The organism is Halobacillus sp. B23F22_5, assembly GCF_043497085.1.
GTDB lineage: Bacteria > Bacillota > Bacilli > Bacillales > Halobacillaceae > Thalassobacillus.
In genome coordinates this window covers 585,968-601,204 of sequence record NZ_JBIEKI010000001.1, presented here as the reverse complement: position 1 = coordinate 601,204, position 15,237 = coordinate 585,968, and the positions used below count along the sequence as shown (strand labels likewise).

15 protein-coding genes are annotated in these 15,237 nt (G+C 46.0%); 3 read left to right on the top strand and 12 right to left on the bottom strand.

Going from position 1 to position 15,237, the window contains the following annotated elements:
• Positions 1–125 precede the first annotated feature (125 nt).
• A complete protein-coding gene (locus ACGTN9_RS02875) occupies positions 126–734 on the bottom strand; it encodes a pyroglutamyl-peptidase I (protein WP_499590321.1) in 609 nt (202 codons plus the stop codon).
• Positions 735–876: 142 nt separating this feature from the next.
• On the opposite strand from ACGTN9_RS02875, the gene ACGTN9_RS02870 reads away from it, so the two are divergent.
• Both ACGTN9_RS02870 and ACGTN9_RS02865 read left to right on the top strand, forming a co-directional pair.
• The gene (locus tag ACGTN9_RS02870; protein WP_499590526.1) at positions 877–1,614 is read left to right on the top strand and encodes a CBS domain-containing protein; all 738 of its coding nucleotides are present in this window, start codon (positions 877–879) and stop codon (positions 1,612–1,614) included.
• Positions 1,615–1,650: 36 nt separating this feature from the next.
• Positions 1,651–2,004, top strand: coding sequence for a PilZ domain-containing protein (locus ACGTN9_RS02865; protein WP_499590319.1), 354 nt, complete (start codon positions 1,651–1,653; stop codon positions 2,002–2,004).
• A gap of 435 nt (positions 2,005–2,439) precedes the next feature.
• Here the strand turns inward: ACGTN9_RS02865 and ACGTN9_RS02860 are convergent, their stop codons facing one another.
• The 5 genes from ACGTN9_RS02860 to ACGTN9_RS02840 all read right to left on the bottom strand — a co-directional run bounded on the left by ACGTN9_RS02860 (position 2,440) and on the right by ACGTN9_RS02840 (position 9,169).
• Complete coding sequence (locus tag ACGTN9_RS02860; protein ID WP_499590317.1) at positions 2,440–5,505, bottom strand: efflux RND transporter permease subunit; 3,066 nt, start codon at positions 5,503–5,505, stop codon at positions 2,440–2,442.
• 1 nt (position 5,506) lies between these two features.
• Positions 5,507–6,853, bottom strand: a complete 1,347-nt coding sequence (locus tag ACGTN9_RS02855; protein WP_499590315.1) for an efflux RND transporter periplasmic adaptor subunit — start codon at positions 6,851–6,853, stop codon at positions 5,507–5,509.
• A gap of 21 nt (positions 6,854–6,874) precedes the next feature.
• Positions 6,875–7,753 carry a TetR/AcrR family transcriptional regulator gene (locus tag ACGTN9_RS02850; RefSeq protein ID WP_499590313.1) on the bottom strand — a complete coding sequence of 293 codons (879 nt, stop codon included), beginning with the start codon at positions 7,751–7,753 and terminating at the stop codon, positions 6,875–6,877.
• 143 nt (positions 7,754–7,896) lie between these two features.
• Positions 7,897–8,517 carry a hypothetical protein gene (locus ACGTN9_RS02845; RefSeq protein ID WP_499590311.1) on the bottom strand — a complete coding sequence of 207 codons (621 nt, stop codon included), beginning with the start codon at positions 8,515–8,517 and terminating at the stop codon, positions 7,897–7,899.
• A gap of 184 nt (positions 8,518–8,701) precedes the next feature.
• Positions 8,702–9,169 carry a competence protein ComK gene (locus ACGTN9_RS02840; protein WP_499590309.1) on the bottom strand — a complete coding sequence of 156 codons (468 nt, stop codon included), beginning with the start codon at positions 9,167–9,169 and terminating at the stop codon, positions 8,702–8,704.
• Positions 9,170–9,407: 238 nt separating this feature from the next.
• Here ACGTN9_RS02840 and ACGTN9_RS02835 point away from each other — a divergent pair, with 238 nt between their 5' ends.
• Positions 9,408–9,596, top strand: coding sequence for a YjfB family protein (locus tag ACGTN9_RS02835; RefSeq protein WP_499590308.1), 189 nt, complete (start codon positions 9,408–9,410; stop codon positions 9,594–9,596).
• A gap of 47 nt (positions 9,597–9,643) precedes the next feature.
• Here the strand turns inward: ACGTN9_RS02835 and ACGTN9_RS02830 are convergent, their stop codons facing one another.
• The 6 genes from ACGTN9_RS02830 to ACGTN9_RS02805 form a co-directional block, all read right to left on the bottom strand.
• The gene (locus ACGTN9_RS02830; RefSeq protein WP_499590306.1) at positions 9,644–9,946 is read right to left on the bottom strand and encodes a hypothetical protein; all 303 of its coding nucleotides are present in this window, start codon (positions 9,944–9,946) and stop codon (positions 9,644–9,646) included.
• Positions 9,947–10,298: 352 nt separating this feature from the next.
• Entirely contained in the window at positions 10,299–10,721 is a 423-nt protein-coding gene (fabZ, locus tag ACGTN9_RS02825; protein ID WP_028784076.1) for a 3-hydroxyacyl-ACP dehydratase FabZ, read from the bottom strand.
• Positions 10,722–11,489: 768 nt separating this feature from the next.
• Positions 11,490–12,560 (bottom strand): class I SAM-dependent methyltransferase, encoded by a 1,071-nt coding sequence (locus ACGTN9_RS02820; RefSeq protein ID WP_499590304.1) that lies wholly within the window; start codon positions 12,558–12,560, stop codon positions 11,490–11,492.
• Positions 12,561–12,566: 6 nt separating this feature from the next.
• Positions 12,567–13,895, bottom strand: a complete 1,329-nt coding sequence (locus ACGTN9_RS02815; protein ID WP_499590302.1) for an FAD-dependent oxidoreductase — start codon at positions 13,893–13,895, stop codon at positions 12,567–12,569.
• 169 nt (positions 13,896–14,064) lie between these two features.
• Entirely contained in the window at positions 14,065–14,385 is a 321-nt protein-coding gene (locus tag ACGTN9_RS02810; protein WP_499590300.1) for a DNA-directed RNA polymerase subunit beta, read from the bottom strand.
• A 20-nt stretch (positions 14,386–14,405) separates the two neighbouring features.
• The gene (locus ACGTN9_RS02805) at positions 14,406–15,224 is read right to left on the bottom strand and encodes a flagellar hook-basal body protein (protein WP_499590298.1); all 819 of its coding nucleotides are present in this window, start codon (positions 15,222–15,224) and stop codon (positions 14,406–14,408) included.
• Positions 15,225–15,237: the final 13 nt, after the last annotated feature.

The following is a 15,237-nucleotide window of genomic DNA, read 5'->3' as shown; positions in this document are numbered from 1 at the left end:
TCAACTTACTGTATATCTTACAAAATAATATTACTTAATACAATATATTTTATGAAACTTTATTACATTTTATTATCATTTGGTCATTTATATGCAAAAAAACACACGGTGATAGGCCGTGTGTCCTAAATTGAAGTTACGGTATCCAGTGCCAGGTGAATCGCTTCGATAAGATCGCTTTGGGCCCAGCTTGGTACTTTGCCATGCCGGATGGCGAGATCATGGGAAGCTGGCATATGGATAAAACCTGCAGGCTTGATTTGGTCTGTTTTATGAAAATGATAAAGCGCATGATACATGACGTTATTACATAAATACGCTCCCGCTGTGTTGGAGATTTCCGCAGGGTAGCCATTCTCCTGCAGCCGCGCGGTTATCTTTTTGATTGGCAGGGTAGAAAACAATCCATTCGGCGCTTCCTTTATGATAGGTTCTCCGTCAGGCTTATGGCCCCGATTATCAACCGGGCCGTCATTACAGTTGATTGCAATTCGCTCCGGCGTGATTTTCGTCCGGCCAGCTGCAAGGCCGAGCGCGATGACGATGTCTGGATTCACTTCCTCTATGTACGCGAGCATTTTCTCCCCGGATTCGTGAAAATCGACCGGCAGCACTTTTCCAATAATTTCGCAGTCATTGATTTTGCTGCCGTCCAGTTGATTAACAATTTCCATCGTTGGATTGATGGGAAAATCTAAAAATGGCTCGAAACCGGTTAACAGTAACTTTTTCATGATTAGCTCACTCCTTTTCCGTAAGGATATCATTAATTTGGCGTTCCCACTAAGCCGAACCGCCTGCGTTGATGTTTTTTTAACCGGGAATCCGTTATAATAAGAGGAAACATCATTTTTACATACAAAGTAGGTGTCAACGATGAACGGGTCTAAAGAAGAACTGGAGCTTGCCGAGCGATTCGAGATCGCATTCAACCAGATTCACCAGCAACTGAAAGTGATCAACGGTTACCCGAAAAACGACAATTTCATGGAACTGCTTCAACGCTCGAAGATGAAGCATAGTGTCATCCGGCATCATTTTGACAATTTAAAACAATATGCAAAGCTCAGGAACGCGCTTGTCCATGAAAAAATCCGCGATGATTACTATATTGCCTACCCCCACCGGGAGGTCGTCGAAGAAATTGAAGAAATTAAACAAACGCTTGATCAGCCGCCGAAAGCAATCGATGTTGCGACACGCCCCGTGCTATTTTTCAAATCGAACTCTCATCTGACAAAAATTGTCGAGGCCTTCAATCGTTTTAAAGTGTCCCAATTCCCTATTTACGGAGAGGATCAGCAGTTTTTGGGGCTGTTGACGAATGATGGGGTCGTGCGTTGGCTGTCACGAAACATGCACAATGACTGTATCCAGATGGGTGATGTCCGCGCTTCCGACATTTTGCAGCTGGAAAAGAACCATAACGTCCGTTTTTTAAGTGAAAAAAATTCTATCTTCGATTTGGAATCTTCATTCGAACGCAGCTTCGAACAGAATCTGAAGCTGAAAGCAGTCATCATCACAGCGGATGGAGCCCAGCATAGTAAACCCCTTGGAATCGTCACGACCTGGGACCTGATCAAAATCGACCGCTATGGGGACGAGAATTGATATTTCTACTAAAATACGGAGCGGAGAGGAGAAATTATGTACTACCGAAGAAATGAAGCCTTCCGTTATTCATTCGAGCCACCTTTGGCGGCGAAATTCATCGCAAACACCAGTGAACAGACAAAAGGTGAACTGTATATTTTAGATATCAGTTTAAACGGAATGAAAGTCGAGCTTCCTGCACATGCATATCAAAAAGGGGATATGATATTCATCCAATTCATGCTCGTCAATCAACAGTTCGATGTCGACGGTGAAATCGTCTGGCTGAAACCCCTTGGTAAAAAGGTTCAGGCAGGTATCCAGCTGTCTACGACAGAAGCGGTCCGAAAGCAACTGGTCAACCAGTTGAAGGTGTATGCGAAACAAAAGAATGATTCAGCCGGATGAACCTCCACACTAACATTACTTACAAAACATAATAGGCTGTCCCATAAGTCTATAAGAGACTTATGGGACAGCCTTTTTTCGTTATTGTTGATACCGGAAAAGTGGGGCTGGGAAACGATTCCCTTTCCACGGGGAAGACGACAAGTCTCCTCGGGCTTCGCCCTGCGGGGCCTCGTCAGCCTTGCCTCTCCCGTAGGAGTCTCATCGTTTCCCTGCCCAAATTGGCAATCAACAATGCAAAAATCTCTTTTTTACATACCAAAAATCGCCTCATTCGTTAATGTAAGCGATCAAACCAACAAAAAACGAAAAGTGAGGCGATTTTTATAAGTAACTCTTCAACTACTTTCATTGCTTATAACATGGGGCAGTGGGTTCTACCAATGGACTTCAGTGATTTAATTCCTGAGGACCATGTGGTTCGTGCACATTGCCTTATTTTTCTTTACGGAACCAGCCAGTCACTTTATTGGAAAGGTCATCGAAGTAGGTATAGACGACCGGGATCAATAACAGCGTGAACAAGCTGGAAATCGTCAATCCGAAAATGATGGTAACAGCAAGCGGCTGCTGAGCTTCTGCACCCTGGCCGAGGCCAATAGCTAGCGGAATCATCCCTAAAACAGTCGTCAGGGTCGTCATCAGAATCGGGCGCATTCGGCTTGGCCCTGCTTCTAAGATTGCTTCGTAGCGGTCAATGCCCTTCCTGCGCAATATGTTGATGTAATCGACAAGTACGATCGCATTGTTGACGACAATCCCGGCGAGCATGATGATCCCGACGAATGCCGGCAGACTCAATGGCAAGCCGGTAGTGAATAGTCCAAGCATAACGCCGATGATAATGGTCGGAAGCGAGAACATGATGATGAACGGGAACAGGAAGTTCTCGAATTGTACGGCCATGACGGCATATACTAGGAAAATCGAGAATACGAGCGCGAGTGCCAGGTCTCCAAAGGCTTCCTGCATATCCTGCGCCTGGCCGCCGATTTCATAACTGTATTCATCAGGGAAATTCAAGCGCTCCAGTTCCTGCCTGATATCTTCAGTCACACTTCCGAGGTCGCGTCCGACGATTTCACTTTCCACGTTGACCTGGCGCTGCTGGTTTTCACGCAGCAAGGTAACCGGTCCCTGTACTTGCTTGAGTTCTGCTACACTGGCAAGTGGAATTAAAGAACCTGTCGGTGTCTGCAGGGTCATGCCTTCCAGATCTGCTATCGTCTGACGCTCTTCTTCCGGCAAAATCATTCGTACATTGATTTCGTCGCTGCCGTCCCGGTAACGAGTCGCCACTTGACCGTTGAAGCCGAGTTCGACCTGGCTGAGCACCTGCTGATAGCTCAAACCGTACTGAGCGGCTTTATCACGATCGACCTGGACTTGCATTTCAGGACGCCCCTCGTTGGTCGAGGACTCTGGGTTATGGACGCCGTCTACATCTTCTATCATGTAGACGACCTGATCAGCCAGTTCACTTAAGACATCATAGTCCGGTCCATTCAATTGAATTTGAACAGGTGCTCCGGTACCTAGGCCCGCCCCGATTTCACTGACGGAAATTTCTGCACCTGGTATCCCCGAAACATCTTTATCAATCGCCTGCATGATTTCACTGGTACTCCGCTCACGGTCACCCGGACCGACAAGCTGCATCGTATAGGTTGCTTCATTAGCCGACGATGAAAAACTTTCGAACCCGCCGCCTCCAATGGTGACGTAATTCGTTTCGATGACATCTTCATAGGGTTTTAATTTTTCATTCACTTTTCCGGTAACTTCTTCGGTTGTCGAGAGCGATGTCCCGGCAGGGGTTGTCACACTAACCTCAATTTGTCCCTGATCTGACGGGGGAATGAATTCTGTTCCGATCATCGGAACGAGAAATCCGCTGCCCGTAATCGCTAACAGGGTCACGAGAATCGTAGTTTTCCTCCATTTCAATACCCGTCGAAGCATAGACTGATAACCATCATTCACTTTGGCTAAAAAGCGGTCGAACCAGTACCGGCGGCCTGATGTCTGTAATGGTTTCGTCAACAGCTTCGAAGACAGCATGGGTATTAAGGTCACTGACACGATCAAGGCCGCAATCAAGGCAAAGGAAATGGTCAGGGCAAGCGGTGTGAACAGCTCTGATGCGATTCCTTCAACGAAAATGATCGGCAAGAATACGACGATGGTTGTGGTCGCCGATGCAATCACGGCTGGTGCGAGTTCCGACGCGCCTTCTTTTGCCGCTTCCACCATGGAATATCCCTGCTGCCGGTAGCTGACGATGTTTTCCAGAATAACGATGGAACTGTCGACCATCATCCCGATTCCGAGTGCGAGTCCCCCCATGGTGAGGACATTCAACGTTTCCCCCGTGAAGTACATCAATGTAAACGTTGAAATGATGGCAATCGGTATCGAAATCCCGATAACCAGCGTTGCACGGATACTTTTTAAGAATAAGAGTAATACCAGAACAGAGAACACCCCACCGATGATGATATTCATCATCACCGAATCGATTGACTGCGTGATGAATTCAGAGGTGTCCAGCACTACTTTCATGTTGACGTTTTCCGGAAGACGTTCTTTGATATCTCCCATGGCGGCTGTGACATTATTCGCCGTTTCCACGGTATTCCCATCTGATTTCTTTAAGACTGACAATACTACGGAGGCCTGACCGTTGACCTTGGAAATCGTCGAAGCGTCTTCATATGTATCTTCGACGTCTGCAATCTGATCGAGACGGATTTGTGCTCCGCCTTCTGTTTGCAGCAGGGTGTCTTTGATTTCCTGCACCGATTCGAATTCTCCATCGATTCGTATTTGCAGGTCTTTGTCCCCTTTTTCTACCGCACCAGCGGAAGCCGATTGGTTAGCGGCGTTCAAGGTCTGAACGATGGTCTGGGTGTTAAGCCCATATTCATTCATCTGACCACGGTCGATCAGCACACGGACTTCCCGGTCTTTTCCTCCCTCAATACTGACAGAGGCTACGCCTTCCTGACGTTCAAGAAAAGGAACAACCCGGTTTTCTGCGATTTGCTGCAATTCTTCCGGGCTGTCACCGGTAAGGCCGACCCACATGACAGGAATTTGCTGGGGATCAAAACGAAGCACATTCGGCTCGCCCGCTCCTTCAGGCAACATCCCCTTCACCTGATCGACTTTTTCCCGGACGTCCAACAGTGCGTTATCCAGGTTGACCCCGGTGTTGAACTGCATGAATACGATGGATGCTCCGGTTTGCGATTGTGATTGCACGGTTTCCATGCCCTCTATAGCACTAACTGAAGATTCAATCGGTTCGCTGATCAATTTCTCCGTTTCCTGTGGAGCTGCTCCTGGATAGTTGGTAGAAACGACCGCAATCGGCAAATCGATTTCAGGATATAAGTCGATAGCAAGATTTCGTAACGACATGAATCCTAATGCTAAAATAGCCAGCACAATCATAATGACGCCGACCGGGCGTTTGACTGATACGTTAACGAGTCTCAAATCAAGCATCCTCCTTTATGATGCTGACTTTTGCTCCATCTGTCAGGGTCAATTGCCCGGTGGTGACGATTTCAGCTCCTGCTGTAATTTCACCTTCAATCGCAGTCGTCTCGGACTGTGCTTCGACGATGGTCACTGCTATTTTTTCTGCTTTTTCATCAACGATTTCATAGATATACGCTTCTCCGCCTTCTTCCACTACCGCTTCTGTCGGTACTAAGAAGGTATCAGCTACGACGGTTTCCGGAAGCAGGAAGGTTGCCATCGTCCCCGGCTTGATCATTTCTGATTCATTGTCGATTGTTGCTTCAACCGGGTACAAGCCCGTATCATTTGGCACAGAGGCAACATAGTCCACCGTTGAGGTAACCGGATTTTCTACCCCATTGATAGCTACGTCAATTTCCTGACCTTCTTCAAACAAATTGAGCTGGTCTGAAGTCACCGTAGCTTCAACAGTCATCGGGTTCAAGGCGACAATCGCACCGATCGGCTGCTGATTGGACACCATATCGCCAACCTGCGCTTCCAGGGAAGTGATTTCACCTGCGGCACCCGCATAAATGGTATTATTGGAAGCCTGCTCCTGGGCCTGGTTCAGCTGGACCTGCGCCTGCTCGACTTGAAGCTCTGCCTGTTCAACACCGACTTCGGCCTGGTTGAGCTGTGACTGCGCTTGATCGACCTGTGCTTCAGCCTGCTCGATTTCAGCAGAAGAAGGCGCTTGCTGATTTTTCGCCTGCTCGTACTGGGCGTAGGCTTGATCGGCACGGCTTTTCGCCTGTTGGTATAGAACTTCCGGAATCGTGCCTTCATCCGCTAATTTTTTTGTCTGATCGGCAAGCTCTTTCGCTTGTTCATATTGCTGGTAGGCCGCCTGTTCCTGTCCTTTTGACTGTTGGGCCTGTGCCTGTTGGGCTTGCTTTGCCGCATCTAACTGCTTTTTAGCGTTTTCTACTCCCAGTGCTGCCTGGCGTCTGGAGATTCTGGCATTTTCAAGCTGCTTACCCGCTTGCTCTACTGCGTTTTTCTGCAGATCCACCTGGCTCTGAGAATTCTGGGCATCTACTTGCCCGATGGCATCGCCCTTTTTCACACGATCCCCTTTTTCTACATTCAAAGCAACCAGCTCTCCCGGTGAACGCGGGATAATCTGTGATGTATTTGCCGGTTTGGTCCGTCCGACAATTTTACGTTCGATACTCAAATCACCTTTTTCTACCACAGCGGTCTCTACCGGGGTTATTCGTTCGACTTCTTCTGCTTGCTCACTATCATTATTTGAACAGCCGCTGATCAATCCAAGCAACAGTACCGCCAGGATAAACGGGCCAATTAATTTTTTCATAAAAAGACTCCTCTCACTTTCTTAAATCAATTCGATGTTCAAGTCCTGGGCGATTTGTTGACATTCTTTTTGAAAAGCAGCTATGCCGGTAAAATGAGAAAGCATGCCCTGGAATAAAATGTGCTGCGGCTGATCTTTCTTGATCTCGTTAAGCAGCACATCGATGGTACCATGCAGGTCTTCCCGCTTTTGTTTAGACATTTTTAACGAATCAATTTTCCCTCGCATCGAGGTCAGCTTTTCTTTCACCCTGCTATGAGGATCCTGCTCTTCAAATGTGGGAAAATGCTGTTTAACATTATCGAATGTAATTAACGGTTCTGATTCTTTTTTCAGCATGCCCTCGACAACATCGACAATACGTGCCTGAATGAAAGACGCCAGCCTTTTCGGTTCGACCTCGAGGTCATCGATGACCAGCCACTTGGAATACCCATCTAATATACCCTCCATCAATATCGAGCTATCGACGATATAGGGTTCAATCGCTGTCCCGAACAGTTCCTTCAGATTTTCACTCGTCCAGCGAAAACTCTCCTTTTTCATTTCAAGTAAAAAGTCATCGACCTGAGGGCTGAGCGAGATATTATCTCTTAGATGCATCAAAATAAATTCTTTATTTTCCATCAGGCTTGTGACGAGCATTTCGATCTGGCGCGTCATTTTAACCTTAGGATCAAGGTTCATCTGACGCACTTCTTCCACTTTTTCCATCATTTGCTGATAGTAAAATTTATAGATAGACAGAGTAAGATCTTCTTTTGAATCAAAATGCAGATAAAAAGCTCCTTTAGAAACACCGCTCTGAGAAGCGATTTCTTGTATGGAGGTGGCATGGTAGCCTTTTTGTGCAAACAACTTCATTCCTGATTCAATCAGCTGCCGCTTCCGTTCGTTCATATGTATTCCCTACTTTCATCACTTTCTGACCAGTCAGTCACAACAAGGTTAATCGTACTAAAATATGGAGAAATTTTCAATTGCTAAACCGTTATTCCACAAAAAAACTGGATGACTATTAAGTCATCCAGTCCTTTCTGCTATCAGGAAAGCCGCCTTCCCAATTCAGAAACGATCAAATCCAGTTTTTTCACTTTCGAAAGGCCGCTCTTAGGAAAACGTTTATCAAAGTGATCGAACATCACTTGCAAACTCTCTTCGTCCAACAGCTCGCTATACGTATCATAGGTATGGCGATACTGGTTGATGTACCTTTTCATTTTTTTATAGAACGTATTTAAATGATAGGTCGATGAAAAATCGAACGCCTTGGCTACATCACTATCATACGTAGGAAAATATCCGTTAAGTGTATGTAGCATAGCGGTGGCAAGCGGAAATTGCATCGTCGGGTTGCCTTTATGGTTTTTCACTTCGTAAAGTTCGGTCACGACACGGACGATATTCGGTCGTTTTTCATGCCTTTGCTTTTCCATAATTTCAAAGAAACGATCCTGAAACTCCTGGGTCAGGCTCGGATTGTCCAACTTATAGAAATAACGGAAGTTAAATTGGAAAACTAGATCCTTGGTGACATCTGTCTTCTTGAACCGGTCGTGCAGAAAGTGATAGACGTCGATTTTTTCTGGGTCGATGTTATTGATTATGGTTTCCTGATCATCAAGCAGGAGGTCTTTGATGTCAGCTGCCGTTCTATATTTCATCCGAATCACCTCTCCTAATCATTTTCCCTCTACCATCAACGGGAAAACTATCAATTTTTCTCATAACTCAAGTGTAGTAAAACGTTTCCACGTGTTTGATTTGTTTTTATCTTACCATAAAAACCTGGCGGGAAAAACGAAATGGCTATTCGGAAAGGCGCGGAATCCTCATCTTCTTCCTTTCTTATGTATAATGTTTCCTATTTACCAGACGGGCTGCCAGATTATATTGACGTGAAAATGAAGATTGCGAGATGTCAATCTGGTAGGAAGTATTGTCCGTAAAGAGAATTTCCATCGTCCCAGGTGAACTGACCCGCTGATCTTTGACATGATGGTAGGCAATCCACACCTTTTCTCCTGAAGCATTGCAACGTAGTGGAAACATTACAATACGTGATGGTGCACTCACTTCAACCGGCAGTTTTTTATCTGTATGTAAGAAAGCTCTTGAAAAATCCCTTCGTCCATTAAAGGATGCTCCGTACAAAAGACAACTGTTATCGAGTATTTTTTGGACGTTCTTTTTGGTGCAAATAACGTGACTTTCTTCCCTTATGAAGGTGGATACTTTATTTTCTCCTACATTCGGTTTTAACATCATAGTGTTACGGTTTATTAAGTAATCTGAAGCTACTTCAACACATTCCACATCTCTATCCCCTTTTTCTCTCTTTTCTATTACATAAGACTATATTACTACACCAAAGTATGAAAAGCTCAGCTGAGCGTGTCAGATTTGTGAACGATAACCAGATTGTCCATATTTTGGTCGACCCATGGCCTCAGTTTTATGTTTTATCCGCTCAAGTTAACCGTTTACTCGTCGATTGATTTCTTAGGGTTATGGTCGATATTAAAAGAGAAGATGGAGAGAAGGGAGTGAAGTTATGGATGTTGCTACAGTGTCTGTTCTTATGAGCCAGCATTACGTTAAGCAAAATGCCAGCCTGGCTGTGATGGATAAGTCGATGGATCAGGCAAAGGAACAAGGATCTCAGATGATCGAGATGCTTAAGACAAACATGCCCGAGGCCCAGCACCCGACGCTCGGTGGCCGGATTGATTTGAAAGGGTAAACCAAAAAAGTCAGAAGCTGCATAAACTCAGCCGCTGACTTTTTTACTTATTCGTTGTTATTTTCTCCATCTTCCATGGTATCTTCGTTCGTCATATCTTCTTCAGCCGCTTCGTCTTCCATCTCTTCTTCACTTGTTCCTGTGCCTTCATCTTCTTCCGCATCGTTTTCCTTTTCAGCTTCATTTTCACCTTGTTCTTCCGGAGCACCGTCATCTTCTTCCTGCATATCCGCTTCTTCGTTTTGTTCGGTATTGTTATCACCAGCATCATCATCTTCCGTAGCACATGCGCCCAATAAGAAAATCGCCAATGTAGCCGCGCCAAATTTCATCCACCATTTATTAACCATTATTTATTCCTCCTATTCAATATATTTCACGCCTATCTTTCCCAATCTGGCAAAAATAAACCAAAATATAAGTAATTTTTTGGCCAAAAAAACGCCCCGCCAACTGGCGAGGCCACTGAAAGTTGTTTATACTCATGAATCGCTTACCGGTGGATGCTTGCCGCGGGCACGGCCTCAGCTAACTTGGTCAAGAAAATCACTTGACCAAGTGGATCTTCGACTCGCGCTGTTCCCGCAGGCGTCACCACCGAACGCTCATCGTGGAATCAACAGAGTACCGTGTATCTTCCGGGTTCCGATGACAATCTTTACAGCCAATGTGAAACCAACCAAATGGAGGAACGTTTTCTTCTTATTTCAAAGCAAACATGATTTCAGCTTCACACGCTAACTCACCATCAACGGTCGCTTTTGCTTTTCCTTTGCCCATTGGACCTTTGGCACGTACGATTTCCACCTCAAGCTTCAGGCGGTCGCCAGGCTGAACCTGGCGCTTGAACCGGCACTTATCGATTCCTGTGAAGAAAGCAAGCTTACCCTGGTTATCTTCCTTTTTCAGCATTGCGACAGCTCCGACTTGTGCGAGAGCTTCAACAATCAAAACTCCAGGCATGACAGGATAATCAGGAAAATGGCCCTGGAAAAATGGTTCATTGACCGTGACATTTTTGTAGCCTACAGCTCGCTCTCCTTCCACTACTTCTTCTATCTGGTCGATCAACAGGAAGGGATAGCGGTGTGGGATGATTTCTTTGATTTCGTTTATGTTCATCATATGTAACAATCTCCTTTCGATATCAACTATGCCTATTATATACATGTTTGCCTGTTTCGACAAAAACCATGTAATGAAGATTCGTTTCTTTTCTCTAAGGCCGATAGTTGGTCCGTTATCATGAAAGAGATGGGATGGGCTTGAAAACGACTCGCTTTCCAGCTTCATCGCCTAGACACTCGCGACATAAGCAGTCCATCAACGGGAAGAAAGAGCCCTTCCCTTTTGCTGTTCTGCTTATGCGTGTCGTGTCTCCCAAGGCGATTACGCATTCATTTCTTTCCTGCAGGGGACCTGGCAAGCTTCCTCGGGCTAAAGCCCTGCGGGATCTCGCCTAGCTCCTTCTCCCGCGGGAGTCTCGCCGTTTCCCTGCCCATCCAGCAAGTTTTGTACTAAACGGACCCTTCAAAAGGAGAATGCGTGTTTAACTGAAACTTTCTTCTTGATGCATTTATAAAGGATGTAAAGCGGCCAAAGTCTTCTTTCTATTATCATGGGGCAGTTTCTACAAGTGAGATTTCGAGGCCTTCCTATAGCAAGGTCCGGTGGGGAACGGGGAGACTCCTACGGGAAATGAGTTTCAGGTGAGACCCCACAGAGCGTTAGCTCGAGGAAGCTCAGCGAACGCCCGTGGAAAGCGACTCGTTCCCCAACGCCCCTTTCTCGCAACTAATATCTCGAAATCAAGTCTTCGACTTTTCGATCATACCATTGATTAAGGCATTTATGAGAAAATCAGGGGGCAGCTGGCCGCTGCCGGAGTACACATCAATTGGAGGATGCTGATTTGGCAGGGGATTGTTGCTGCTGTATCTCCACTTGTTCAACGTCTGTGTTTACTTTTTCTGCTGCTTTCGGTGTCAGCCAGAAGGTAAACCAGGAGCCTTCTTTGATGATTGGGTCGAGATCGAACATGTCAAAGTCGCCTTTTGAGAAGATGGAATCCAGGTCGGATTGTTTCGGCAAAGCGTATAAATTGGAATGAGCAACAAAGAAACTATTGAATGCGGAAGAAAATGCTTTGCCATGTTCGGTACCGCTTAGCGGTGTTATGACAGAAACCACACCATTATCATCTAAGTTTTGATTTATTTTTTCCAGCAGCCTGCTGCGTTCATCCGGATGGATATAATGGAAGACGTTGTGGAGGAGAATCATATCGACCTTCCCCTGTTTCGGCTCCCATTCTTCAAAGTCCCCAACTTCAAAGGTAAGGTTTGGGTAATCCTTCGATTGCAGACGTGCGCTTTCAATCACTTTTTCATTGATATCAACGCCGATCATCTGAATATCCGGAAAGTGATCGGCAAGTTTTCTTAAGTAGCCGCCATGACCACAACCCAGATCGACGATGGTTTCAATTTTTTGTTCGCGTACCTTACGTTTGATTTTACGAATGGCAAAATGTTCAAGCAGTGCGGATGTCTCGGCGACAATTCCGCCATATTCTTCATGATCGAACGATGCTCGTTCCTTTGAGCGCATGATATTCGGATAGGCCAGCAAAGTCGGTAAATGCAATTCCATCATTTCTTTTAATAACGCCGCCACACCAGGAGAACCATAATCTGACATCAGCGCACTGCATCGTTTTTTTGAGGTTCGGAATTTATCATCTTTTTTCTTCAGATGCTTCAGTTCCACTCCGACCTGCACCCAGGATTCAAGCAGGTCCTCCGGGTAACCTGTCCGTGAAGCTACTTCTTCCAGTGTCGCCGGTTCTTTAAATTCATCGAACAACCCCAGTTCTGATCCTACATAAGCATGCCAGCTATATAAGAATGATTCATTTTTCTTCATCCATTTACGTGCCTGCATGGCAATCGTCCATTCATTCATCCCATTCTACCCCTTCCGGTTATCATTTTGTTTCCATGGATAATCATCATTTTCATCAAAGATATATCGTTTCTGCCGGTTGTCGGAGATTTTCTTTTTCCGGACCGGCAGTATACTGCCCTGTATAGCCCGGTCTACAAGGGAAAAATCCCACATACCCAGGCCGGAAGTATTCAGCATTTGTTTGACATGAAGCCGGTCATCTTCATACATACGGTCCACTGCCCGCATCCTGACCTGACGCCACCACCGGTAAGGGTACGAATAAACAAGCGCTGATAAATGGCTTAATTTCAATAAGAAATCCACCCTCGGTCTTCGCACCTGTTCATAATAAGGAAGGTAGGCATGGTAAGGCTGCTTATGCTCTTTACACCAGCTGAGCAGTTCACCCAGCACTTCGGCATCCTGAATAGCCAGATTCATCCCTTCACCGGCCATCGGGTGGACGGTATGAGCAGCATCACCAAGGAGTGCCAGGTTGCCCTTTACATACTTATCGACATGGTAGGTATACGGCACCATCAACTGAATTAGCTTCCAATCCTTGAGCGAGCGGACATCTTCCTTCAACCTCGGTTCCAGTTGGCCGTACGCTTCATATACATGCTCGAGACCGTTTTCTTTGATTGCTTTATATTCGCCTGCCGGAATCATATAGACCGTCCTTATCTGGTTATCCGGTAGTGGAAACATACCAAGGAAAGCTGTCCGGCTTGTCACGATTTTCCCCTCCCGGAACGATTCCGGACGTGGGATTGTCACCGTTAAAAAGTGGTGATTATAATCTTTACGATTTATGGACACCTGCATCGCCTGGCGTGTTGGCGAGCTGCGGCCTTCAGCCCCGATATAGACATCTGCCGTGACAGCCTGTACTTGTTTCTTGTATTTGAGTTGTGCTTTCCCATTTTCAAACCCAAGAAAACGGGCACCGGACAGATACTCGAAGTAACCTTCATACTCTCTGGCTTTATTTTTTAAAATCTCTTTGATCTTTTCATGAGGAATCATAATCGCATAATTATAATTACTCGCTATGCGATTATAGGTCAGGTCCGTACTTTCGATTACCTCAGGGGCGGCACCGGCATTCACATTTACTTCCTGAAACGCCAGTGTTTCAATTTTATGGCCGTGCTCTAATACTTCCGGCAGCACGGCTAACTGATCTAATATGGCGATCGTTTTTGGCTGGAGGAGTTCTCCTTTGTATAAAGGAGATTCATTCTTCAACTGTTCGGCAACCATGACCCGAACACCGCGGCTTGCCAGTTTGACGGCGAGCGCAAGCCCTCCGACTCCACCACCTGCTACGAATACGTCCGTTTGCAAAATCTAACCCCCTTTTGTAGCTGGTGCTATTCTAGTTCCACAAAACGAGTCAGCGAAAACGCAATGATACACCAAAATACCCCGGGACATCCAGATAATGGATGTCCCGGGGTATTTTTAAAATGAAAAAACCCGCTTCAGCTCTATGCTGTACGGGTTTCAGATCGTGTCATTCGGTTTTTGTTGCGATATTCCATATATGTTCCCATGTCTCTAACTTCAATACATCCAAAGGTTGACCTTCACCAAGCACACCATAACCTACCATCAACCCGACAATCAATGCGACAACACACAAAATAGTGATGAAAATCAGGCGCAGCCAAATCGGAAAAATCCTGCGGCGCGGTGGTTTTTCTTTGTTCGAGCGTACTTTCTTAGCAGACCCTTGCTTATCCTTCGTTTCTTTGACGGCTTTAGGATTCTCTGGCGTATTTTTATATTGTTTTCTGGTCGTCGGCTGTTTCTGACCGGTAGGGTTTGTTGACATAGTTGTGTAACTCCTTACAGTTAAGATCTCAGTTGATTGACCAATCCACTCATCTGGTCACTCAAAGAAATAGATTGGCCATTGAATTGATAGGCGCGTTGTACCATCAGCATATCTGTCATCTGTTTTGCCATATCGACATTAGAAGATTCGAGAGCACCGCTTTTTATCTGTACGTTTTCTTCATCCACTGTCTGAATGATTTCTTCCGTATCCTGTCCCGCAGGCACGCGGAAAATATTGCTGCCCTCCGACTCGAGCATACGTGGACGAACGGCCTCAACGATTGCAAGGCGGCCTTCGACAGCCTGCCCCTCATCTCTCTCTACTGTAATGGTACCATTTTCACCGATCGTCAATCCATTAAAACCTTCTTCCAGTAAAATTGGACCGTCTTCACCAAGGACTGGCGCGCCGTTGGTATCGGTCAGCATCAATTGACCATCGGCTCCAGGGTTCAAATAAAAATTCCCCGCCCTTGTATAGCGAACCTCCGTGCCTTGCTCTGTCGGTACTGCTATTTGGAACAAGTGATTATCGGTAATTAAGGCCGCATCAAGGCTTCGATCTGTCACTTGCAATGAGCCTTTCGATAAATCCATCGTCACTGTTCCAAGCTTCGCTCCGGAACCGCTGCGGATACCTTCAGGCGTGGCGCGTGGGGGTGCTGGATCATTTTCATTAAGATTATTAATCTGCTGGTACAGCAGTGAAGAAAATTCAGCATTACGGGTTTTATAGCCTGGCGTATTACTGTTCGATAGATTATTACCGATCACGTCCAGCTTCTGCTGCAGCTGGCCCATCGTGACCGCAGCCTGGATCATCGATCTAGACATGCTACGTCCCCCT